Source organism: Streptomyces sp. NPDC037273 (assembly GCF_055603625.1).
In genome coordinates, this window is sequence record NZ_JBVJVO010000027.1 from 22,201 (window position 1) to 45,614 (window position 23,414).

The following is a 23,414-nucleotide window of genomic DNA, read 5'->3' on the forward strand; positions in this document are numbered from 1 at the left end:
GCCGGGGGCCGCGGAGGCTCCCGTACCGTGCGGAACTTGTCCGGAAGAAGACGCTCCAGGAGGGGCGACGGTTGCCACGCATGCTCCGAAGGCATGCCCAACCAGGCGATTTCGCGTCCGGAGCCGACCATTCAAGATCACTTATGGCCGACCCGGGGGTGGGTTGTCGGCGGCAGGTGCGAGGATGCCTCCAGCACGTCGCATCGGGGTCGGGAGCCCCCGCGCCGTGCCGACCTGTACCGGACGACGCGTCCGTGCCGGGTGGGGGGACTCACAGGGCGGTTCCCCTGCCGGCATCTCGCGCAGAAGGGACCGCTGACGGCGATGCAGATCCGGCTGACCGTCCTCGCGCCGTACGCCGGCCACGGCGCCGGGCGCGCCTGCGACGTGCTCGTCACGGCCCCCGCCGGGACGGCGCTCGCCGCCGTCGCCTCCGGTCTGGCCGCCGCCGTGACCGGCCCCGACACCTCCGCCTCGGGCACCACCGTGCTCTACGCGGGCGCGGAGCGGCTCGACACCCGCCGCTGCGTCCTCGGCGAGCCGCCGCTCGTCGACGGCGCCGTCCTCTCCCTCCAGCTCCCCGGCCCCGACGACCGCCTCGGCGAGACCGCCTCGGCCCGGCTGCACGTGGTGGCCGGCCCGGACGCGGGCGGGGTGCACCTGCTGCACGGCGGGGCGATCAGGATCGGCCGTTCCGTCGACGCCGACGTGCCGCTCGACGACCCCGACGTCTCCCGCGCGCACTGCACGGTGACCGTCGGGGAGAGCGGCCGGGTGACCGTCTGCGACCTCGGCTCGACCAACGGCACGACCCTCGACGGCGTCCCCGTCGGCGACCGCCCCGTCCGGCTCCGCCCCGGCGCCCTGCTGCGCCTCGGCGAGTCCGCGCTCCGCCTCACCGGCCCCGGCGATGCCCTCGGCGGTACGGAGACGAGGGCGACGGCACCGGACGGCGAGGGCCACCTGCGGGTGACGCGGGGCCCCGACGGCCCCGACACCGGCGACCGCACGTTCCCGGCCACCGGCTCCGGCACGGTCCCGCCCCGCCCCGCGGACGCCACCACCCACGACACGACCCACGGCGGCGCGCGCGGTATCGCCTTCGCCGACCCGGCCGACGCCCCGCACGGCTACGACGGACACCCCGACCGGTACGCCGACCCCGCCGACCGCCACCCCGCTCCCTACGGCTCCGACGACCCCGGCCACGCGCGCGCGGGAGACCCCGCCGACGCGCCCGGCGACGGCGGCGAGGCCCACAGCAGGACCCGGCAGACCGGCTCCGGCCGGGCGGGCGGCAAGCGCGGGCTCGGCGCCTGGGCCCGGCGCCTGACCGGCGGGCGCGAGGAACTCCCGGCCACCGCGGCCGCCCCTGGCCCCGTCCCCGACACGCACCCCGGCACCCGGACCCCCACCGGCACCCGCGAAGGCGCCGCCGGTCCCGTGCCGGTGGCCGACACCTGGCCCGACCCGGCGACCGTGCTGCTCACCGCCCTCGGCCCGGGGCCCCGGCTCTGGGAGCGGGAGGCCGGCCACCCCGAGGCGCTGGTGGTGCGGCTCGGCACGACGGACCGCGCCGAGCTCTCCGGGGTGCCCGTCACCGTCGGACTGCGCGAGGCCGGCTCGCTCGGCCTCGCGGGTCCCGCCGACCGTCTCGCCGGGCTCGCCCGCTCGGTCGTCGCCCAGCTCGCCGCCCTGCACTCGCCCTCCGACCTGGAGATCGTGCTCATCAGCGCCGACCGGAACCGCTCCCTCGACGAGCGGCGCCGGGCCTGGGGCTGGCTCGGCTGGCTCCCGCACGTCCGCCCGGCCCACGGCCAGGACTGCCGGCTGCTCCTGGCGTACGACCGCGAGCAGGCCCAGGCACGGACGGCGGAGCTGACCCGGCGGCTCGACGACGGCCCGCTCGGCCCCGGCTGGCCGAGCGCCGACCGCACCCTGGTCGCCGAGACCGCGGCCCGCCACGACGGACCGACGACGGTCGTCATCGTGGACGGCGACCCCGGTTCGGCCGCGCTGCGCGAGACGGTGGCCCGCCTCGCGGGCGTCGGCGCGGCGGCCGGCATCCACCTCCTGTGCCTCGCCGAGGCCCCCTCGGCCACCCCGGACTCGCCGGTGGCCGCCACCTACGAGACCGCCTGCGCCGCCTCCCTCGCCTTCCGCGAGTGCGGAGCCGCCGCGCTGCTCAGCGGCGACGTGGCGACGGCCCTGCGGCTGCTGCGCACCTCCGGCGGCCGGGTCGCGGGTCACGGCACCGTCGGCGTCGTCGACGCGGTGTCCGTCGCCTGGGCCGAGCGCTTCGGACGCGCCCTCGCTCCCCTGCGTACGGAGACGGCGGCGGCGCCCTACGGCCGGGCGGCCGCGCTGCCCCCCTCGGCCCGCCTCCTCGACGAGCTCGGCCTCGCCCGCGCCACCCCCGCCTCCCTGATGGCCCGCTGGGCCTCCGCCGGCGACGGGACGGCCGTCCTGGGCGCGGGGCCGCGCGGCCCGCTGGCGGTGGACCTCACCCAGGAGGGCCCGCACCTGCTGATCGAGGGCCCCGCGGGCAGCGGGCGCACCGAGCTGCTCCGCTCGATCGCCGCCTCCCTCGCGGCCGGCGGCCGCCCCGACCGGCTCGGCCTGCTCCTCGTGGACGGGGCGGGCGGCGAGCGCGGCGAGGGCCTCGCGGTCTGTACGGAGCTGCCGCACGTCACCGAGCACCTGGTCGCCTCGGACCCGGTGCGGATGCGGGAGTTCGCGCAGGCGCTCGGCGCCGAGCTGAAGCGCCGCGCGGAGCTCCTGGGCGACGCCCACTTCGCCGACCGCCGCGGCGGCCGCCCCGCGTCCCCCGCCGACCGGCTGATCGGCCAGCGCTCCCCCAGCGCCGCGGAGTCGGTGCCCCAGGGCGCCCGCGCGGCCGTCCGCGTCCCCGACACCGGCGACCTCGCCGACCGCCCGAGCGGCCGTACGCTCCGCACCGGCGACGGCTCGATCGGCTCCCTCCCCAGCGGCCGCACCACCGGCAGCCCCCACGACCGCGTCGCCTTCCCCGGCACCGGCGCGGGCGACCTCTCCGGCCGCCCCAGCAGCCGCACCCTCCGCACCACCGACGACGACCTCACCCCCCACCCCAGCGGCCGCACCCCCTACCCGGGCGCGGACGACATCAACGGCCGCACGAGCGGGCGTACGCCGTACCCCGGCGCGGAGGACGTCAACGGCCGGGCGAGCGGGCGCATCCCGTACCCCGGCGCGGAGGACGTCAACGGCCGGGCGAGCGGGCGTACGCCGTATCCGGGGGCCGAGCAGGTCGAGGGGCGGATTCCGCGGCCTGCGTCGGGGGAGCAGGCGGCGGCGAGGGCGGCGGGTGGCGGGTATCTGCCACGGCTCGTGGTGCTGGTGGACGACTTCGACGCGCTGGTGGCACCGGCGCTCGGTGCTCCGGGACGGCCGGCGGCGGGGTCCGTGGTGCGGGCCCTGGAGGCGGTGGCGCGGAACGGCGAGCGGCTGGGGGTGCACCTGGTGGCGACCTCGGCGCGGCCGGACCGCACGGCCGACACGGAGCTGGCCCACGGGGCCCGGCTGCGGATCGTGCTGGACGCGCCGCCGGTGGTCGCGGGCCCGGACGTCCCGGTGGCCGGGCGCGGCCGGCTCGGGCATCCGGACGGCCGGGTGACCCCGTTCCAGGCGGGCCGGGTCACCGGGCGGATCCCCCGGACGGCGACGCTCCGGCCGACGGTCGTCCCGCTGGAGTGGGAGCGGATGGGCGACCCGCCGACCCGGCGGCCGGTCCGCGAGCTGGGCAACGGGCCGACGGACCTGGCGCTGCTCGCGAGCGCGCTCGACCGGGCGGCCCGCTCGGTGGAGGCGACTCCGATAGCGCCACTGAGCCCCGCGACGCAGAGCTGACGGCACGTCACGAGGGCACAACGATCGGCCGCTTGACACGCAAGGCGGTATTGCGGGGCGCCGTGGCCCGGCGTAGACCTGTCGGACGGGACAGCGAAGCGCACGGGAGACGGGGCAGCGATGCGTACAACTCTTCGTCCACGCAAGACCGCGGTGACGTTCACGGCGCTCACCGCGCTGGCCCTCGCGGCCTGCGCGGGAGGCGGGTCCGAGAAGGAGCCAGGACCGACGGCCGGCGGCGAACTGCCGCTCAAGGGCGAGAAGATCGAGGTCACCGCCGTCTGGACCGGCCCCGAGCAGGAGAACTTCACCAAGGTCTTAAGGGAGTTCGAGAAGCGCACCGGTGCGACGGTCACCTTCGTGCCGGCGCAGGACCCGATCGTGAACTTCCTCGGCACGAAGATCGCCGGCGGCTCACCGCCCGATGTGGCGATGCTCCCGCAGGTGGGCGCGATCCAGCAGGCCGCCGCGCAGAAGTGGCTCAAGCCGGTCGGCCCCGAGGCGGAGGCCGCGCTCGCCGCGAACTACTCGCACGGCTGGCAGGCGCTCGGCGCGGTGGACGGCACCCAGTACGGGGTGTACTTCAAGGCCGCCAACAAGTCCCTGGTCTGGTACAACACCGCCGTCTTCGAGAACGCCGGCGCGTCCGAGCCGAAGACCTGGAAGGACTTCCTCGCCACCGCCGAGACGATCTCGGCCTCCGGCGTCACCCCCGTCTCGGTCGGCGGCGCGGACGGCTGGACGCTCACCGACTGGTTCGAGAACGTCTACCTCTCCCAGGCGGGCCCGGCCAAGTACGACCAGCTGGCGAAGCACACGATCAAGTGGACGGACCCGTCGGTCGCGGCGGCCCTGACCACCCTCGCGGAGCTGTTCGGCAAGCCGGCGCTGCTCGCGGGCGGGACGAACGGCGCGCTGCAGACGGAGTACCCGGTCTCGGTCACCCAGACCTTCACGGGCGGCGACCAGCCCAAGGGCGCGATGGTCTTCGAGGGCGACTTCGCCGCGGTCAACATCGCCCAGACGAAGGCGAAGATCGGTACGGACGCGAAGGTCTTCCCGTTCCCGGTGGTCGGCTCGGGCACGGCCCCGGTGGTGACGGCCGGCGACGCGGCCGTGGCGCTGAAGGACACCAAGGGCGCGAAGGCGCTGCTGGCCTTCCTCGCCTCCCCGGACGCGGCGAAGATCTGGGCGGCCGAGGGCGGTTTCCTCTCCCCCAACAAGAACCTGGACCCGGCCGCGTACCCGAACGACGTGCAGCGCGAGATCGCGAAGGCGCTCATCGGTGCCGGTGACGACTTCCGCTTCGACATGTCGGACCAGATGCCGCAGTCCTTCGGCGGCACGCCGGGCAAGGGCGAGTGGAAGGCGCTCCAGGACTTCCTGAAGAACCCGAAGGACGTCGCCGGGGCGCAGGCGCGGCTGGAGGCCGACGCGGCGAAGGCGTACCGGGCCGCCGCGAAGGGCTGAGGCCCGCCATGCCGAGGGTCGACCGCACGAGCAAGGGCCCGACCGGGGCCACCGCGAGCGGGTCCGTTCCGAAGAGCACCCGCACCAGCAAGGCCGTGCCGAGCGTCACGCGCACGAGCAGGGGTGTGGCGGCGGGGTTCCTGCTGCCCGCGCTTCTGCTGCTCGGCGCGCTGGTGGTCTACCCGATCGGGTACTCGGTGCGGCGCTCGTTCCTCGACCGTCCGGGCACCTCGTTCGTCGGCCTGGACAACTACCTGGCGCTGGTCACCGACGACTCGCTGCGGACCGCCGTCCGCAACAACCTGGTGTGGCTGGTCGTGGCGCCCGCCGTGGCGACCGCGCTCGGGCTGATCTTCGCGGTGCTCACCGAACGCGTCCGCTGGGGCACGGCGTTCAAGCTGGTCGTCTTCATGCCGATGGCGATCTCGATGCTCGCCGCCGGGATCATCTTCCGGCTGGTCTACGAGCAGGACCCGGACCGGGGCGTCGCCAACGCGGTCTGGGTCGGCGTCCACGACACCTTCGCCGAGGCCTCCGGCTTCCCGCGCGCCCGGCCGCTGCCCGTGCATCCGCTGAGGGCGGCGGGCGGCGGCGCGTTCGTCACCAAGGAGCCGGTCCGCGCCGGGGAGCCCGTACGGCTGCCGCTGATCGGGGTGGCTCCGGGGCAGATGCCGGAGGAGGCCCGGCCGGCCCGCGACCCGGCCGCCGCGCCGGGCGGGCCGGGAACGGTCACCGGTACGGCGTGGCTGGACTTCACCAAGGGTGGCGGCGGACGGCCGAACGTCGTCGACCGGGCCGAACGGGGCCTGGCGGGGCTGCGGATCGAGGCCGTTCGGGACGGGAAGGTGGTGGCGACGGCCACGGCTGCGGCCGACGGCACCTTCGCGCTGCCGGCCGACCGGGCCGACGGAGCCGTACTGCGGCTGCCCGCGAGCAACTTCCGCGAGCAGTACGACGGCGTGGAGTGGCTGGGGCCCTCGCTCGTGACCCCTGCGGTCATCGGGTCGTACGTGTGGATGTGGGCCGGGTTCGCGATGGTGCTGATCGGGGCGGGGCTCGCGGCCGTGCCGCGCGAGCTGCTCGAAGCGGCGCGGGTGGACGGGGCGAACGAGTGGCAGGTGTTCCGCCGGATCACCGTGCCGCTGCTCGCCCCGGTCCTCGTGGTCGTCCTCGTGACGCTGATGATCAACGTGCTCAAGGTCTTCGACCTGGTCTTCGTCATCGCACCCGGCTCGGCCCAGGACGACGCGAACGTGCTCGCGCTCCAGCTGTACCGCTCGTCCTTCGGCACGGACGCGGACCTCGGGGTGGGCTCGGCGATCGCGGTCGTCCTGCTCCTGCTCGTGATGCCGGTGATGGCGGTCAACATCCGCCGGATACGAAGGGAGACCCGCCGATGACCTCGCTCGCCTCCCGGGCCGCCGCGAAGGCCGCCCCCCGCGCCGCCACGAGGGCCGCCTCCCGGGCCGCCGCGCGCGCCGCCTCGGGCGCGGTCCGGGTCTTCCTTCTGCTGGCCGGCCTGTTCTGGCTGCTGCCGACGATCGGCCTGCTCGTCTCCTCGCTCCGCTCGCCCTCTGACATCGCGGCGGGCGGCTGGTGGCAGGTGTTCACGGCCCCGGCCCAGCTGACCACCGAGAACTACGCGCACCTCCTGGCGAACGACACGATCACCGGCTCGCTCGTCTCGACCGTGCTCATCACCGTGCCGGCCACGCTCCTGGTCCTCGTCCTCGGCTCGTTCGCCGGGTACGCGTTCGCGTGGCTGGAGTTCCCGGGCCGGGACTGGTGGTTCCTCGGGGTGGTCGCCCTGCTCGTGGTGCCGGTGCAGGTGGCTCTGGTGCCGGTGTCGAAGCTGTTCGGGGCGGTCGGGCTCTTCGAGACGACGCTCGGGGTCGTCCTCTTCCACACGGCCTTCGGCCTGCCGTTCGCGATCTTCCTGCTGCGGAACTTCTTCGCCGAGATCCCGCGCGAACTCCTGGAGGCCGCGCGGCTCGACGGGGCGGGCGAGATACGGCTCTTCGCCCGGGTGGTCCTGCCGCTGGGCGGTCCCGCGATCGCCTCGCTGGGCATCTTCCAGTTCCTCTGGGTCTGGAACGACATGCTGATCGCGCTGATCTTCGCGGACTCCCAGTCGCCGCCGATCACGGTGGCCCTCCAGCAGCAGGTCCGCCAGTTCGGCAACAACGTGGACGTGCTCGCGCCGGGGGCGTTCGTGTCGATGGTCGTGCCGCTGGTGGTCTTCTTCGCCTTCCAGCGCCAGTTCACGACCGGGGTGATGGCCGGCGCGGTGAAGTGAGACCCCCTACGCCGTGAGCGCCGCGACCGCCGAGCGCGCGAGGTCGTCGGCGTACCCCGGCGGCAGGGGTGTGCGGACGACGACGAGCCGCCAGTAGAGGGGGCCGACGATCAGGTCGAGGGCGCGGGCGGGGTTGGTGTCCGCGGGGAGTTCGCCGCGGGCGACGGCCTCGCGGACGATCCGGGTCACCACGCCCTGCTGGCCGTCGAGCAGCGCGGACTTCACGGTCTCGGCGATCTCGGGGTGCCGGGCGGCCTCGACGAGCAGGTCGGGGATGACCTTCGAGGCGACCGGGTGGCGCAGGGCGTGCGAGGCCACTTCGAGGAGCGCGCGGACGTCGCCGTGGAGGGAGCCGGTGTCGGGGGCGGGCAGGCCCTGGACGGCGAAGGCGCCGACGAGGTCGAGGACGAGGGCGAGCTTGGACTTCCAGCGCCGGTAGACGGCGGTCTTGCCGACTCCCGCGCGGCGCGCGATGCCCTCGATGGACATGCGTGCGAAGCCCACGGCCGCGAGCTCCTCGAAGACGGCGGCGCGGATGGCCTCGGTCACGTCCTCGCGGAGTACGGCGGCTCCCGCGGGGGCGCGGCGGGGGGTCGGTTCGGTCATGAACGGCATCCTAACCAACGGCTACGTCACGACGATACGGTTGCGTTCCGATGTCACGGCGGCCTACTCTCCCCTCAGCGAAACGACGATACGGACCCGTCCCGTCGTCAGACGCCCCCGTGCCCGGAGCCCCCTCGCCGAAAGCACCCGCCCGTGACCACGACACTCGCCCCACCCGAGCCGCAGGCCCCCGCGGAGGATCTGCGCGCCCTCGCGCTCCGCCACGGCCTCACCGTCAGCGGCGCCCGCCCCTCGCTCCCCGCCTACGTCCGGCAACTCTGGTCCCGCCGCGACTTCATCGCCGCGTTCGCGACGGCCCGCCTGACCGCCCAGTACAGCCAGGCGCGCCTCGGCCAGGTCTGGCAGGTGATGACCCCGCTGCTCAACGCGGCCGTGTACTACGCGATCTTCGGCGTCCTGATGGACGCCAAGCACGGCGTCCCCGACTACGTGCCCTTCCTGATCACCGGCATCTTCGTGTGGACCTTCACCTCCGACACGGTCATGGCCGGCACCCGCGCGATCAGCGGCAACCTGGGCCTGGTCCGCGCCCTGCACTTCCCGCGCGCGAGCCTGCCGATCTCGCTGGCGCTCCAGCAGCTCCAGCAGCTGCTGCTCTCGCTCGGCGCGCTGGTCGTGATCCTGTTCTGCTTCGGCGAGTTCCCCACCTGGAGCTGGCTGCTCGCCGTCCCCGCGCTCGCCCTCCAGGCCCTGTTCAACACGGGCGTGGCGCTCGTCCTGGCCCGGCTCGCGGCCCGCACGCCGGACATCACCCAGCTGATGCCGTTCGTGCTGCGCACCTGGATGTACGCGTCGGGCGCGATGTGGTCGATCCAGAACCTGGCGGTCGGCGGGCGCTTCCCGCACGGCGTGGTGCTCGCGCTCCAGTGCAACCCGGCGGCGGTCTACATCGACCTCATGCGCTTCGCCCTGATCAGGAGCTACACCGCCGCCCAGCTGCCGCCGCACGTCTGGGCGCTCGCCGCCGGCTGGGCCCTGCTGGCCTTCTGCGGCGGCTTCATCTGGTTCTGGAAGGCTGAGGAGACCTACGGCCGTGGCTGACACCGAGAAGACCCCCACCGTCGTCGTCGACGGCGTGCACGTCACGTACACCGTCAGCGGAGGCGGCGGCGGCCGGGGCAACGCCACCGCCGCCCTCGGCCGGATCCTGCGCCGGGGCGGTACGGCTCCGGCCGGGCGCCGCGTCCACGCCGTCCGGGGCGTCAGCTTCGTGGCGTACCGCGGCGAGGCAATTGGCCTGATCGGTTCGAACGGGAGTGGGAAGTCCACCCTCCTGAAGGCCATCGCGGGCCTCCAGCCCGTCAGCGAGGGCCAGGTCTACACCCAGGACCGGCCCTCCCTCCTCGGCGTCAACGCGGCCCTGATGAACGACCTGACCGGCGAGCGGAACGTGATCCTCGGCGGCCTCGCGATGGGCATGAGCCGCGCCGAGGTGCGCGAGCGCTACGACGGGATCGTGGAGTTCTCCGGCATCAACGAGAAGGACGACGCCATCTCCCGCCCCATGCGGACCTACTCCTCCGGGATGGGCGCCCGGCTGCGCTTCTCCATCGCCGCCGCCCGGAGCCACGACGTGCTGCTGATCGACGAGGCCCTGTCGACGGGTGACGCGCGCTTCCGCCGCCGCAGCCAGCGCAGGATCGACGAACTGCGGGCCGAGGCCGGCACGGTCTTCCTGGTCAGCCACTCGAACTCCACCATCACCGAGACCTGCGAGCGGGCCCTGTGGCTGGAGGCGGGCACCCTGCGGATGGACGGCCCGGCGGAGGAGGTGGTGGCGGCGTACGAGGAGTTCACGGCCAAGCCGGGACCGAAGACGACGAATAATCAGGACATTACGGTCTAAAGTGCGGTGGGATGACGAACGATCAGCCCCAGCCCCCACCCCGAGCCGGACAGGCGGCCGCCGGAGGCGAGACGTCCGCCCCACCCCGGACCGGCAGTGAACCCCCCGCCCTGACCGGCTCCCCCTTCGACTCGGACACCTTCACCTCGGCCACCTTCGTCACGGTCGGCCGCGGCCCCTGGCTCGCCGTCGCCACCGTCTGGCTGCTCACCCGGGCCGGCATGGCCCTGCTCCTCGTCCGCGACGACCTCGGCATCGGCGGGGTGGCCCGCGAGATCTCCCTCTACCGGTACTGGTACGGGCAGTTCGCCCAGGGCACCTTCCCGCCCGGCGACGCCACCTGGCAGTACCCGCCCGGGGCCGGGCTCGTGATCATGTCGCCGGGCCTCGTCCCCTGGCTCACCTACTTCCAGGCGTTCGTCGCCCTCACCCTGCTCGCAGACGCCGTCGTCACCCTCGCCCTCGTCCGCGCCGACAGCGCGCGCCTCACCCACGGCGCCTGGATCTGGGTCTGCGGCCTCCCGCTGCTCCTGCACCTCCCGCTGGCCCGGTACGACGTCCAGACCACCGCCCTCGCCGTCCTGGCGCTCCTCGCCCTCACTGCCCGCTCCACCGCCGCCCACCAGCTCGGCGGGGCGCTCGCCGGGATCGGCGCGATGGTCAAGGTCTGGCCGGCGCTCGCCCTGATCGGCACGCCCCGGGGGCGTACGACCCGGGAGGCCTGGACCGCGGCCGCCGTCACCGCCCTCGTGCTCCTCGCCACCCTCGCGCTGCTCTTCTCCGAGTCCCTGGGCTTCCTGCGCCAGCAGGGCGACCGGGGCATCCAGATCGAGTCGCTCGGCGGCACGGCCCTGGCGCTCGCCAAGGCGGCCGGCGGGTGGCCCGGCGGGGTCGAGTTCCGCTACGGCGCCTTCGAGTACGTCGGCCCGTACGTCTCCAGCCTCGGCCACCTCGCCCTGCTGCTCACCGTCTGCGCCTTCGGCTGGCTGCTGCTCTGGCGCGTCCGGGCCCGCCGCTGGACCCCGGCCACCCCGCTCGACGCGGCCTTCGCCGCCGTGCTGCTCTTCACCGTCACCAGCCGGGTGATCAGCCCCCAGTACATGATCTGGCTCATCGGCCTCGCCGCCGTCTGCCTGACCTCCCGCCGCACGGTGATGCGCCCGGTGGCCCTGCTGCTGCTCCCGGCCGCCGCGCTGAGCTCGCTCGCGTACCCCGTGCTCTACCTCGACGTCGTCGCCGGCACCCCCACCGGCCTCACCGTCATGGTCCTCCGCAACGGCCTCCTCCTCGCCGCCGCCCTCCTCGCCGCCCGCCGCCTCTGGACCTCGACGGTCACCCCGCCCGCCGACACGTGAACGGTCCCGCGCCAAGGTCCCGCGCCAGACCCCGTGCCATCCCGCGCCAAAGGGAAGGGCCCCGCCGGAAACCCGGCGGGGCCCTTCCTTCGTCAGACGACTAGCTGTGCGTGCGGAGCAGGGTGCGCATCGTCCGCATGGCGACCGAGAGGTTCGCCAGGTCGAAGGTGTCCGAGCCCTGGATCTCCTCCAGGGTCGTCCGCGCGCGGCCCAGGATCGCGGAGTTCTTCTCCTCCCAGGCCTTGAACCGCTCCTCGGGGCTCGTCGTGCCGTTGCCCACGGTGAGGACGTCGGCGGTGAGCGCCGAGTGCGCCGCGAAGAGGTCCTCGCGGATCGAGGCGCGGGCCATCGACTGCCACCGGTCGGCGCGCGGCAGCTCGATGATGCGGTCCATGAGGTCGGTGATCCGCAGACGGTCCGCCAGGTCGTAGTAGACCTCGGCGACCGCGAGCGGCTCCTTGCCCATGCGGTCCGCGATCGCGACGATGTCGAGGATCGGGAAGGCGGAGGAGAAGCCGGCGACCCGCAGGGCGAGCTCCTCCGGCACGCCGAACCCGGTCAGCTCGTCCAGGATCGACTGGTACCACTCCAGGTCGGCGCCGCGCAGCAGCGTCGGCAGCTGCTGCCAGACCTCCTCGACGCGCTCGGCGAAGAACTCGATGGTCTCGCCGATCTGGAGCGGCTGCGGCCGGTTGTTGAGCAGCCAGCGCGTGCCGCGCTCGACGAGCCGGCGGGAGTGCAGGCGCATCTGCGTCTGCGTCTCGGCCGGCACCCGGTTGTCCAGGGCCTCGACGGCGTCCCAGACCTCGCCGAGCCGGAAGACGGCGCGGGCGGCGGTCTGCGCGCGGACGATCTCCTCGATCGACGCGCCGGTCTCCTCGCGGAGGCGGTGCAGGAAGGTCGAGCCACCGGTGTTGACGGTGTCGTTGACCAGGACCGTGGTGATGATCTCGCGGCGCAGGGCGTGGTTGTCGACGGCCTCGGTGAACTTCTCGCGCAGCAGCGTCGGGAAGTACGCGTGGAGCAGGCCGCGCAGGTACGGGTCGTCCGGGAGCTCGGTGCCGATCAGCTCGTCGGCCACCGTGATCTTGGTGTACGCGAGGAGGACGGCGAGCTCCGGCTGGCTCAGGCCCTTGGAGTTGTTGAGCAGGTCGCGGATCTGCCGGTCGCTGGGCAGGAACTCGAGCGAGCGGTCGAGGCTGCCGTCACGGCCCAGGCGGCGCATGAACCGCTGGTGGGCGTGGAGCAGCGAGGGCGACTGGGCGACGGCGTTGGCGAGGGCGGTGTTCTGCGCGTAGTTGTTGCGCAGGACGAGCCGGCCGACCTCGTCCGTCATCTCGGCGAGGATCTTGTTGCGCTGCTTGACGGTCATGTCGCCCTCGGCGACGAGCCCGTTGAGCAGGATCTTGATGTTGACCTCGTGGTCGGAGGTGTCGACGCCGGCGCTGTTGTCGATGGCGTCGGTGTTGACCTTGCCGCCCTCGCCCTCGGGGCCGCCGACGCGGGCGAACTCGATGCGGCCGAGCTGGGTCGCGCCGAGGTTGCCGCCCTCGCCGATGACCTTGGCGCGGACGTCCTGGCCGTCGACGCGGATGGCGTCGTTGGCCTTGTCGCCGACGTCGGCGTTGGACTCGACGGAGGACTTCACGTAGGTGCCGATGCCGCCGTTCCACAGCAGGTCGACGGGCGACTGGAGGATCGCCTTCATCAGCTCGGCCGGGGTCAGCTTGGTGACGCCGTCCTCGATGCCGAGGGCGGCCCGCATCTGCGCGTTGACCGGGATGGACTTGGCGGTACGGGGGTGGACGCCGCCGCCCGCGGAGAGCAGCGAGGTGTCGTAGTCCGCCCACGAGGACCGCGGCAGGTCGAAGAGCCTGCGGCGCTCGGCGTACGAGGCGGCCGCGTCCGGGTTCGGGTCGATGAAGATGTGCCGGTGGTCGAACGCGGCAACCAGGCGGATGTGCTCGGAGAGCAGCATGCCGTTGCCGAAGACGTCACCGGACATGTCGCCGACGCCGACGACGGTGAAGTCCTCGGTCTGGGTGTCGTGGCCCAGCTCGCGGAAGTGCCGCTTGACGGACTCCCAGGCGCCGCGGGCGGTGATGCCCATGCCCTTGTGGTCGTAGCCAGCGGAGCCGCCGGAGGCGAAGGCGTCGCCGAGCCAGAAGCCGTAGTCCTCCGCGACCCCGTTGGCGATGTCGGAGAAGGTGGCGGTGCCCTTGTCGGCGGCGACCACGAGGTACGTGTCGTCCTCGTCGTGGCGGACCACGTCGGCCGGCGGCACGACCTCGCCCGCGACCAGGTTGTCGGTGATGTCGAGCAGCGCCGAGATGAAGGTCTTGTACGACTCGATGCCCTCGGCCAGCCAGGCGTCGCGGTCCACGGACGGGTCCGGGAGCTGCTTGGCGACGAAGCCGCCCTTGGCGCCGACGGGCACGATGACGGTGTTCTTCACCATCTGCGCCTTGACCAGGCCGAGGATCTCGGTACGGAAGTCCTCGCGGCGGTCGGACCAGCGCAGGCCGCCTCGGGCGACCTTGCCGAAGCGCAGGTGGACGCCCTCGACGCGGGGCGAGTACACCCAGATCTCGAAGGCGGGGCGCGGGGCCGGCAGGTCGGGGATGGCCTGCGGGTCGAACTTCATCGACACGTAGGCGTGCGGGGTGCCGTCGACCGACTTCTGGAAGAAGTTGGTCCGCAGGGTGGCCTTGATGACGGTGAGGAAGGAGCGCAGGATGCGGTCCTCGTCCAGGCTCGCGACCTGGTCGAGGGCGCCGTCGAGCTCCTCCAGGATGCCGTCGATCAGCTCGGTGCCGGCGCGCTGGCGCTCCGGGGCCATCCGGGCCTCGAAGAGGGAGACGAGCAGCCGGGTGGTGTGGACGTTGTTGCGGAGGGTGTCCTCCATGTAGTCCTGGCTGAAGGTCGCACCGGCCTGGCGCAGGTACTTGGCGTAGGCGCGCAGCACCATCGCCTCGCGCCAGGTGAGCCCGGCGGAGAGGACGAGGGAGTTGAAGTTGTCGTTCTCGGCCTCGCCGGTCCAGGTGGCGGCGAAGGCCTCCTGGAAGCGCTCGCGGGCGTCGTCGCCGACGTAGTCGCCGCCGTTGCCGGTCGGGGCGGGCATCCGCAGGCCGAAGTCGTAGATCCAGGCGTGGGTGCGGTCGGCGCAGCGGAGCTCGTACGGACGCTCGTCGGTGACCTCGACGCCGAGGCGGTTCAGGACCGGGAGGACGGCGGAGAGGGAGATCTGGTCGCCGGTCTTGTAGATCTTGAAGCGGCGCTCGCCGGGGCCGGCGGCGACGGGCTCGTAGAGGGAGAGCGCGAAGTCCTTGCCGCTGGCGGCGACGGCCTCCATGCGGACCAGGTCGGCGACGGCGGCGCGCGGCGAGTGGTCGGCCTTGTAGCCCTCGGAGAAGGCGCTGCCGTAGCGGCGGAGCAGCTCGGCGGCGCGCTCCTCGCCGAACTCGGCGTTCAGCGCCTCGGCGAAGCCGTCCGCCCAGGAGCGGGCGGCCTCGACCAGCCGGGCCTCGATGCGGTCGACGTCGGCGTCGGTGAGCTTGGCGAGCTCGGTGCCGGGCTTGACGCGGACGACGAAGTGGAGGCGGGAGAGGATCGACTCGGTGTTCCAGGCCGTGAAGTCGACGCTGGTGCCGCTGAGCTCCTCCTTCAGGATGTCGATGATCCGCAGCCGGACGCGGGTCGTGTAGCGGTCGCGCGGCAGGTAGACGAGGGCCGAGTAGTAGCGGCCGTACTCGTCCTGGCGCAGGTAGAGCCGCAGCCGGCGCCGCTCCTGCAGGTACAGGACGCTGGTGACGATGGACTGGAGCTGGTCGACCGGGGTCTGGAACAGCTCGTCGCGCGGGTAGGTCTCCAGGATCTGGAGCAGGTCGCGGCCGTCGTGGCTGTTCGGCGAGAAGCCGGCGCCCGCGAGGACCTCCTGGACCTTGCGCTTGACGACCGGGACCCGGCGGACGGACTCGGTGTAGGCGGCCGACGAGAACAGGCCGAGGAAGCGGCGCTCGCCGATGACGTTGCCGTCGGCGTCGAACTTCTTCACACCGACGTAGTCGAGGTACGAGGGGCGGTGCACGGTCGCGCGGCTGTTGGCCTTCGTCAGGATCAGCAGCTTGTGCTCGCGCGCCTTGGCGCGGACGTCGACGGGCAGCCGGCTGAAGGAGGGCGAGACGGGGTGGGCGTGGTGGCCCTCGTCGTCGCCGGCGTGCTGCGGGTCGGAGCGCAGGATGCCGAGGCCGGTGCCGGGCACGGCGGTCAGGGCGTCGCCGTTGACCAGCTCGTACTCGCGGTAGCCGAGGAAGGTGAAGTGGTCGTCGGCGAGCCAGCGCAGCAGCTCGCGGGCCTCCTCCACCTCGGTCGGACGCAGGTCGGACGCGGTGGGCTCGTCGGGCAGGCCCTCGGCGATGCGCAGCGCGGCGTCGCGCATCTTCTCCCAGTCCTCGACCGTCTCGCGGACGTCGGACAGGACGCGGAGCAGGTCGGCGGTGATCTGCTTGAGGTCGGCGCGGTCGGTCTCGCGGTCGATCTCGACGTGGATCCACGACTCCGTGAGGGCGTCGTGCGGCAGCTCGCCGTCGATCTGCGCCGACAGGACCTCGATGAGCTTGCCGGTGAGGTCACGGCGGACGAGGACCTGCGGGTGGATCACGACGTGGATGCCGCGGCCCTGGCGGGACAGCTCGTTGGTCACCGAGTCGACCAGGAAGGGCATGTCGTCGGTGACGACCTCGACGACGGAGTGGCTGGAGGTCCAGCCGTTCTCCTCGACCGTCGGGGTGTGGACCCGCACGTTCGCGGTGCCCTGCGGGCGGTTCTCCGCGAGCCGGTAGTGAGAGAGCGCGGCGCCGAAGACGTCGACCGGGTCGCGGTCGCCCAGGTCCTCCGGCGCGGTGTGCAGGTAGTAGCGCTGGAGGTACTCGAGCACGGTGTCCCGGTCCGGGCGCTCGCCCGCACTGTCACCCGTCGGAAGTCGCCCCCCGACCGGGCTGTGCTCAGCTACCCGAGCGGCCCTTTCGAGCAGCTCGGCCTTGGCTTCGTCCAGCTTGGTCTGCATGTCCTCTGACTCCTGTCGCGCGCCGTTGCGTGACGTCGGTGGAAGAAAGGACACAACGCCACGACGCGGTGATTCCGGTCGAAGTCGACGTTATGCCCCGATGAGAGATGCCCGGATCGTTATCGGCCACGGAGCGTGGCGCGTCCGGACGGGAGGGATCGGCGAACGCACGGTCGACCCGGCCGCTGTAGCGGACCGGGCGGCAGCCGGGGGCTTCGCTGCCCCCACGGCGTATCGCGCTGATCACGGCAAAAGCCTATCGCCCTCGCCCCCCGAACCGTCATGAGCCGTATGCGTACAAAAGAGCGGGCGAAGTTTGACGTTATGGACAGCGACACGTGTCCTCTTGGCAAACCGGCCCGTCGGGGGCAGCGTGTACGCGAGCATGGACACCGCACCACAGACCGACCATCCGTGATCTGGGAGAGCCATGGCGAAGATCCTGATCGTGACCGGCGACGCGGCGGAATCGCTGGAGGTGATGTACCCCTACCAGCGGCTTCTGGAGGAGGGCTACGAGGTCGACATCGCCGCCCCGGCGCGCAAGACGCTCCGCTTCGTCGTCCACGACTTCGAGCCCGGCTACGACACGTACACCGAGAAGCCCGGCTACACCTGGCCCGCCGACCTCGCCTTCTCCGAGGTCGACCCGGGCGCCTACCTCGCGGTGGTCATCCCCGGCGGCCGCGCCCCGGAGTACCTCCGCAACGACCCCGAGCTCCGCAAGATCCTCAAGGCCTTCTTCGACGCCGACAAGCCCGTCGCCCAGATCTGCCACGGCCCGCTGCTCACGGCCGCGATCGGCAGCCTCGAAGGCCGCCGCGTCACCGCGTACCCCGCCCTCGAACTCGACATGCAGGCCGCCGGCGCCACCTTCCAGGACTCCGCCGCCGTCGTCGACGGGCTCCTGGTCTCCTCCCGCGCCTGGCCGGACCACCCGACCTGGATGCGGGAGTTCCTCACCGTTCTGCGCGCCAAGTCCTGACTCGCCTGAACGAGTGGTCCTCGGGTCATCGAGGGCCCTGCCCGCCGGGCCGCACCCGGTCCGGCGGGTGGGCGGAAGCCGCTAGGGCCTGTCCGGCGGATCATGGCCGGACAGGCCCTAGACGAACGACTCCGCGACCGCCACGGCCTCCTCCAGGGAGTCCACCACCGGCACGCCCACGCGCGAGAGCGACGCCCGGCTGTGCGACCCGCCGGTGTAGAGCACGGCCCGCGCGCCCACGTGTCCGGCCGCCACGGCGTCGTCCGCCGCGTCACCGATGACGACCACCCGCTCGGCGGGGACGCCGAGCGCGGCCAGGTGCCGCACCATGTGCCCGGACTTCCCGTCGGTCGACGCGTCGACGCGCCCGTCCATCCGTACGAACCGCTCCGCGATGCCGTGCCGCCGCACGAGCGGTATCAGCTCGGCGTGCGGCGCCAGCGAGAGCAGCGACTGCGTGAGGCCGGACTCCTGCCGCGCGGCGAGCAGCTCGGCGGCGCCCGCGGTAAGGCCGCAGGACTCGGCCCGCTCCCAGTAGTGCCGGTGGAAGGCCCCGTCCATGACGGTCCACTCCGCGTCGGTGGGCAGCCGCCCCATCAGCCGCTCGTAGAACTTCGGCACCGGCACCGTGTACAGGTCGCGGTACCGCTCCAGCGTGATCGATTCGAGCCCGAGCTCGGCGAAGGCGGCGTTCGTCGCGCCGATCACCGCGCCGATGTCGTCGAGCAGTGTGCCGTTCCAGTCCCAGACCAGGTGCTTTCCGTGCTTCCCCATGCGGAGACGGTACCCGCAGCCCCTGACGGCGAAGACAGCCGGTGCCGTCGGCCGGGCGGGTCGGGGATCAGCCCAGCAGCCCGGGGATCTCCTGCACCCCGAACCAGAGCAGCTCGTGGTCCTCGGCGCCGTCCACGACGAACTGGGCGTCGTCGTCGCCCTGGTCCGCCGCTCCCAGCGCGCCGGCCGCCGCGGTGACGTCCGCCTCGGCGTCGTCGGCGTCGGCGTGCACGGCCGCGGCCTTGGCGAGCGGGACGGGTCCGGCGATCCGGACCTCGCCGATGGAGGCGGCGTCGAAGCCGCCGTCGGGGTCGGCGACCGCGTCCTTGTCGGCGACGTCGACGGCGACGACGATCCGGCGGCGGGGCGCCCCGGGCTCTCCGGCGAGGAGGCGCAGGGAGGCGGCGGCGGCCCGGTTGAGCGCCGCGTACTCCAGCTCCTCGATGTCGTCGGAGACGTACCACTCGCGCAGCGCGGGGGTGACGGCGTAGGCGGTCAGCGGGCCGGGGCCGAGCTCGCCCGCCTTGTGCGCCTGTGCGAGACCGGGGAGGGTCAGGGGGACGTACACGCGCATGGCTGGCCGCTTTCGTAGACGGAGAGGCCCTCAGGATACGTGCGCGGTCCCCCTTCGGGGCGGGACGCCCGAGCGGACCGCCGCCGCACCCGGGAAGACCCCCCGCGCCCCGCCCGCCGGGCCCGCGAGGACCCCGCACCCCGTCCCGTCACCCGGATAGGTGATCCGATCCCCGGACCGCCCGCCCCGCGCAGGCTCCTTGCCGACCGCCGAGGTCCCCCCGTACAAGATCCCCAACGAAAGTTACTGACTGGTACCACCCGGTTACGCAACGACAGGGGCCCGCCATGACCGTCACGCTCACCACCACGCCCTCCCCCACCCCGCGCCCCCGCACGGCCCCCGGCGGCCCGGCCGGCACGCGCCCGCGCGGCTCGGCCGGCGCACGCCCCCGCGGTACGGCCGGCACCCGGCCCCGTGCCGCCGCCCAGAGCGGCCCACCCCGCAGCGCGCCCCGCACGCTCCCCCCGCACACGGTCTTCGCCGAGCGCCTGCTCGCCGTGCTCAGCGGGGAACGGCCGGTGCACTGGATGCTCGGCCACACCGTCGGCGAGGCGTACGAGCAGCTCGTCCTGCTCGCCCCGCGCACGCCCCTGCGGTCGCTCGGCCCCCGCCCGGTCCTGCGCCGCTGCTCGGTCCAGGTGCACCCCGACACCACGGCCGTGGAGGCCTTCGCCACCATCGCCACCGGCCCCCGTGTCCGCGCCATGGCCTTCCGCCTGGAACGCGGCGCCGACCACCGCTGGCGCTGCGCCGCCGTCGAACTCGACGGCCTCGGCCCGAGCCCCCGCCGCTGACACCCCACGGCGAAGGGGCCGGCCGCCCACCGGGCAGCCGACCCCTTCACCTGCGTCGGACCGTCAGAGCGTCAGCTCGACGACGTCACTTCTTCCGGCGACGCCCGCCGCCCGCGTTCTTCTGGGCCTTGCGGCGCTCCGCGCGGGTCATCCCGTCGCCGCCGTCGTCGTCGGAGGCGAAGTCGCCCTCGATGACGCCGCCGTCGCCGTCGACCGTCGGCGCGGAGAAGTGCAGCCGGTCAGGCCGCTGCGGGGCGTCGAGACCCTTGGCGCGGATCTCCGGACGGCCCGCGGGCGCCGGGACGGCGTCCTCCTTGGTGAGCGACGGCGCGCCCGCCTGCACCGGGACCTCCTCGACCTGCTGCTCGACCTGGACCTCCAGGTTGAACAGGTAGCCGACGGACTCCTCCTTGATGCCCTCCATCATGGCGGTGAACATGTCGAAGCCCTCGCGCTGGTACTCGACCAGCGGGTCCTTCTGCGCCATCGCGCGCAGGCCGATGCCCTCCTGGAGGTAGTCCATCTCGTAGAGGTGCTCGCGCCACTTGCGGTCCAGGACGGAGAGGACCACGCGCCGCTCCAGCTCACGCATGATCTCCGAGCCGAGCTGCTTCTCGCGGGTCTCGTACTGCTCGTGGATGTCGTCCTTGATGGACTCGGCGATGAACTCGGCGGTGATGCCCGCCCGGTCCCCGGCCGCGTCCTCCAGCTCCTCCACGGTGACCTTCACCGGGTAGAGCTGCTTGAAGGCGTTCCACAGACGGTCGAGGTCCCACTCCTCCGCGAAGCCCTCGGCGGTCTCCTGGCGGATGTAGTCGTCGATCGTGTCGTCCATGAAGTGCTGGATCTGCTCGTGCAGGTCCTCGCCCTCCAGGACGCGGCGGCGCTCGCCGTAGATGACCTCGCGCTGCCGGTTGAGGACCTCGTCGTACTTCAGGACGTTCTTGCGCGTCTCGAAGTTCTGGGTCTCGACCTGGGACTGCGCGGAGGCGATGGCACGGGTGACCATCTTGTTCTCGATCGGCACGTCGTCCGGCACGTTGGCCATGGCCATCACGCGCTCGACCATCTGCGCCTTGAACAGCCGCATCAGGTCGTCGCCGAGGGAGAGGTAGAAGCGGGACTCGCCGGGGTCGCCCTGACGGCCGGAGCGGCCGCGGAGCTGGTTGTCGATACGGCGGGACTCGTGGCGCTCGGTGCCCAGGACGTACAGCCCGCCGAGCTCCTTGACCTCCTCGAACTCCGCCTTCACGGCCTTCTCGGCGCGCTCCAGGGCGCCGGGGAGGGCCGCGGCCCACTCCTCGACGTGCTCGACCGGGTCGAGGCCCGCCTGGCGCAGCTCGGCCTCGGCGAGGTCGTCCGGGTTGCCGCCGAGCTTGATGTCCGTACCGCGGCCGGCCATGTTCGTGGCGACCGTGACGGCGCCGCGGCGGCCGGCCTGGGCGACGATGCTGGCCTCGCGCTCGTGGTGCTTGGCGTTGAGCACCTCGTGCTGGACGCCGCGCTTGGAGAGCTGCTGCGAGAGGTACTCGGACTTCTCGACGGAGGTCGTGCCGACCAGGATCGGCTGGCCCTTCTCGTGCTTCTCCGCGATGTCGTCGACGACGGCGGCGAACTTCGCGACCTCGGTCCGGTAGATCAGGTCGGACTGGTCCTTGCGGATCATCGGCCTGTTCGTGGGGATCGGGACGACGCCCAGCTTGTAGATCTGGTGGAACTCGGCGGCCTCGGTCATGGCCGTACCGGTCATGCCGGAGAGCTTCGAGTACAGGCGGAAGAAGTTCTGCAGGGTGATCGTGGCGAGGGTCTGGTTCTCGTCCTTGATCTGCACCCCTTCCTTCGCCTCGATCGCCTGGTGCATGCCCTCGTTGTAGCGGCGGCCGGCGAGGATACGACCGGTGTGCTCGTCGACGATCATGACTTCGCCGTCCATGACGACGTAGTCCTTGTCCTTCTTGAACAGTTCCTTCGCCTTGATGGCGTTGTTCAGGTAACCGACGAGCGGGGTGTTCACCGACTCGTAGAGGTTGTCGATGCCCAGCCAGTCCTCGACCTTGGCGACACCGGCCTCGTGGATGGCGACGGTGCGCTTCTTCTCGTCGACCTCGTAGTCGCCGGTCTCCTCGATGCCCTTCAGCGGGTTGCCGGGCTCACCCTTGGAGAGGCGGGTCACGAGCTTGGCGAAGTCGCCGTACCACTTGGTCGCCTGGTCGGCCGGGCCGGAGATGATCAGCGGCGTACGGGCCTCGTCGACGAGGATCGAGTCGACCTCGTCGACACAGGCGAAGTTGTGGCCGCGCTGGACGAGCTCGTCCTTGGACCACGCCATGTTGTCGCGGAGGTAGTCGAAGCCGAACTCGTTGTTCGTGCCGTAGGTGATGTCGCAGTTGTACTGCTCACGGCGCTGGGCCGGCGTCATGTTCGCCAGGATGCAGCCGACGGTCAGGCCGAGGAACTTGTGCACCCGGCCCATCAGCTCGGAGTCGCGCTCGGCCAGGTAGTCGTTGACCGTGATCAGGTGCACGCCCTTGCCGGACAGCGCGTTGAGGTAGGCCGGGAGGGTGCCGACGAGGGTCTTGCCCTCACCGGTCTTCATCTCGGCGACGTGGCCGAGGTGGAGCGCGGCGCCGCCCATCAGCTGGACGTCGTAGTGACGCTGGCCGAGGACACGCTTGGCGGCCTCGCGCACGGTCGCGAACGCCTCGGGCATGAGGTCGTCGAGGCTCTCGCCGTCGGCGTACCGCTGCTTGTACTCCTCGGTGAGCGCCCGCAGGTCGGCGTCGGAGAGGTTGACGAAGTCCTCTTCGATGGAGTTGACCTGGTCCGCGATGCGGTGCAGTTTGCGCAGGATCTTGCCTTCGCCTGCACGCATGAGCTTGTTGAAGACGGACACTGAGGCTGGTCTCCTTGCCGGTCGGGCCTGGCACTGGGTCTTGTGAAGGACGCGAGCGCGGGCACGGCAGGTGGTCCCCACCGCAACGGCCATCGTAAGCGAGACCGCCCGCGCAGAGGGAGGCCCGCAGTGCCGGAGCCGTACGTCCGCCCGGAAAGAGAACGCCCGAGGTGGGCGGAAGGTGCCGCCCCACCCGAAAAGTGTTCGCTTCCGGTCGGTGGGGTCACCACAATCCCGGCATGGATCCCATCACCCTCACCACGGACCGTCTGCGGCTGCGCAACCTCGTCCCCGAGGACGCCGAGGCCGTGTACGCCGTCTGTCAGGACCCCGACATCCAGCGCTGGACCGTCGTCCCCTCCCCGTACCAGCGCGAGGACGCCGAGCTCTTCGTCCTCCGCCTCGCGCCGGACGGCTGGCGCGACGACACCGAGTACTCGTTCGCCGTCGAACCGGTGGCCGGCGGCCCGCTGCTCGCCGCGACCTCGCTGTCCAGCCGCGGCCAGGGCGTCTGGGAGGTCGGCTACTGGCTGGCGAAGGAGCATCGCGGCGCCGGCTACATGACCGAGACCGTCCGCGCCCTCGCCCACTGGGCCTTCACGGGCCTCGGCTGCACCCGCCTGATCTGGCGCGCCGAGGTCGGGAACGCCGGCTCACGCGCGGTGGCCGAGCGGGTCGGCTTCGTCATGGAGGGCACCCAGCGGGCCGGCCTGGCCAACAAGGGCACCCTCCGGGACGCCTGGATCGGCGCGCTCCTCCCCTCCGACTTCGGCCTCCCCAGCCCCCTGCCCTACCTCCCGGCCCCCGAGCGCCCCACCGCCGGCTGAACCGGCTTGTCAGTGCC

15 protein-coding genes are annotated in these 23,414 nt (G+C 72.7%); 10 read left to right on the plus strand and 5 right to left on the minus strand.

What is annotated here, in order from left to right:
* Positions 1-324 precede the first annotated feature (324 nt).
* From ACZ7G1_RS37625 to ACZ7G1_RS37640, 4 genes are all read left to right on the plus strand, one after another.
* Positions 325-3,888 (plus strand): FHA domain-containing protein, encoded by a 3,564-nt coding sequence (locus ACZ7G1_RS37625; protein ID WP_470876661.1) that lies wholly within the window; start codon positions 325-327, stop codon positions 3,886-3,888.
* Positions 3,889-4,008: 120 nt separating this feature from the next.
* Positions 4,009-5,358: an ABC transporter substrate-binding protein gene (locus ACZ7G1_RS37630; protein WP_470876663.1), complete on the plus strand. Its 1,350-nt coding sequence runs from the start codon at positions 4,009-4,011 to the stop codon at positions 5,356-5,358.
* A gap of 8 nt (positions 5,359-5,366) precedes the next feature.
* On the plus strand, positions 5,367-6,758 hold the full coding sequence (locus tag ACZ7G1_RS37635; RefSeq protein ID WP_470876664.1) for a carbohydrate ABC transporter permease: 1,392 nt from the start codon (positions 5,367-5,369) through the stop codon (positions 6,756-6,758).
* Positions 6,755-7,654 carry a carbohydrate ABC transporter permease gene (locus ACZ7G1_RS37640; protein ID WP_470876666.1) on the plus strand — a complete coding sequence of 300 codons (900 nt, stop codon included), beginning with the start codon at positions 6,755-6,757 and terminating at the stop codon, positions 7,652-7,654. The genes ACZ7G1_RS37635 and ACZ7G1_RS37640 overlap by 4 nt, the downstream gene beginning before the upstream one ends.
* A gap of 6 nt (positions 7,655-7,660) precedes the next feature.
* On the opposite strand, the gene ACZ7G1_RS37645 is transcribed toward ACZ7G1_RS37640, so the two are convergent.
* Positions 7,661-8,260: a TetR/AcrR family transcriptional regulator gene (locus ACZ7G1_RS37645; protein ID WP_470876668.1), complete on the minus strand. Its 600-nt coding sequence runs from the start codon at positions 8,258-8,260 to the stop codon at positions 7,661-7,663.
* A gap of 153 nt (positions 8,261-8,413) precedes the next feature.
* Here ACZ7G1_RS37645 and ACZ7G1_RS37650 point away from each other — a divergent pair, with 153 nt between their 5' ends.
* The 3 genes from ACZ7G1_RS37650 to ACZ7G1_RS37660 are packed head-to-tail and all read left to right on the plus strand — an operon-like array spanning position 8,414 to position 11,482.
* Positions 8,414-9,322, plus strand: coding sequence for an ABC transporter permease (locus ACZ7G1_RS37650; RefSeq protein WP_470876669.1), 909 nt, complete (start codon positions 8,414-8,416; stop codon positions 9,320-9,322).
* On the plus strand, positions 9,315-10,127 hold the full coding sequence (locus tag ACZ7G1_RS37655; RefSeq protein WP_470876670.1) for an ABC transporter ATP-binding protein: 813 nt from the start codon (positions 9,315-9,317) through the stop codon (positions 10,125-10,127). The genes ACZ7G1_RS37650 and ACZ7G1_RS37655 overlap by 8 nt, the downstream gene beginning before the upstream one ends.
* An 11-nt stretch (positions 10,128-10,138) precedes the next feature.
* Entirely contained in the window at positions 10,139-11,482 is a 1,344-nt protein-coding gene (locus ACZ7G1_RS37660) for a glycosyltransferase 87 family protein (RefSeq protein WP_470876671.1), read from the plus strand.
* Positions 11,483-11,582: 100 nt separating this feature from the next.
* Here ACZ7G1_RS37660 and ACZ7G1_RS37665 read toward each other — a convergent pair whose 3' ends face one another.
* Positions 11,583-16,547, minus strand: a complete 4,965-nt coding sequence (locus tag ACZ7G1_RS37665; RefSeq protein WP_470876673.1) for an NAD-glutamate dehydrogenase — start codon at positions 16,545-16,547, stop codon at positions 11,583-11,585.
* Positions 16,548-16,977: 430 nt separating this feature from the next.
* Between ACZ7G1_RS37665 and ACZ7G1_RS37670 the strand changes: the two genes are divergently transcribed.
* On the plus strand, positions 16,978-17,532 hold the full coding sequence (locus ACZ7G1_RS37670) for a DJ-1/PfpI family protein (protein ID WP_470876674.1): 555 nt from the start codon (positions 16,978-16,980) through the stop codon (positions 17,530-17,532).
* A 117-nt stretch (positions 17,533-17,649) separates the two neighbouring features.
* On the opposite strand, the gene ACZ7G1_RS37675 is transcribed toward ACZ7G1_RS37670, so the two are convergent.
* Complete coding sequence (locus ACZ7G1_RS37675; protein ID WP_470876675.1) at positions 17,650-18,306, minus strand: HAD family hydrolase; 657 nt, start codon at positions 18,304-18,306, stop codon at positions 17,650-17,652.
* 67 nt (positions 18,307-18,373) lie between these two features.
* Positions 18,374-18,880 carry a DUF6912 family protein gene (locus ACZ7G1_RS37680; RefSeq protein WP_470876676.1) on the minus strand — a complete coding sequence of 169 codons (507 nt, stop codon included), beginning with the start codon at positions 18,878-18,880 and terminating at the stop codon, positions 18,374-18,376.
* Positions 18,881-19,167: 287 nt separating this feature from the next.
* Between ACZ7G1_RS37680 and ACZ7G1_RS37685 the strand changes: the two genes are divergently transcribed.
* Positions 19,168-19,677: an Rv3235 family protein gene (locus ACZ7G1_RS37685; RefSeq protein ID WP_470876677.1), complete on the plus strand. Its 510-nt coding sequence runs from the start codon at positions 19,168-19,170 to the stop codon at positions 19,675-19,677.
* An 85-nt stretch (positions 19,678-19,762) separates the two neighbouring features.
* Here the strand turns inward: ACZ7G1_RS37685 and secA are convergent, their stop codons facing one another.
* Positions 19,763-22,570 (minus strand): preprotein translocase subunit SecA, encoded by a 2,808-nt coding sequence (gene secA, locus ACZ7G1_RS37690; RefSeq protein ID WP_470876678.1) that lies wholly within the window; start codon positions 22,568-22,570, stop codon positions 19,763-19,765.
* A 239-nt stretch (positions 22,571-22,809) separates the two neighbouring features.
* Between secA and ACZ7G1_RS37695 the strand changes: the two genes are divergently transcribed.
* On the plus strand, positions 22,810-23,397 hold the full coding sequence (locus ACZ7G1_RS37695; protein WP_470876679.1) for a GNAT family N-acetyltransferase: 588 nt from the start codon (positions 22,810-22,812) through the stop codon (positions 23,395-23,397).
* Positions 23,398-23,414 lie beyond the last annotated feature (17 nt).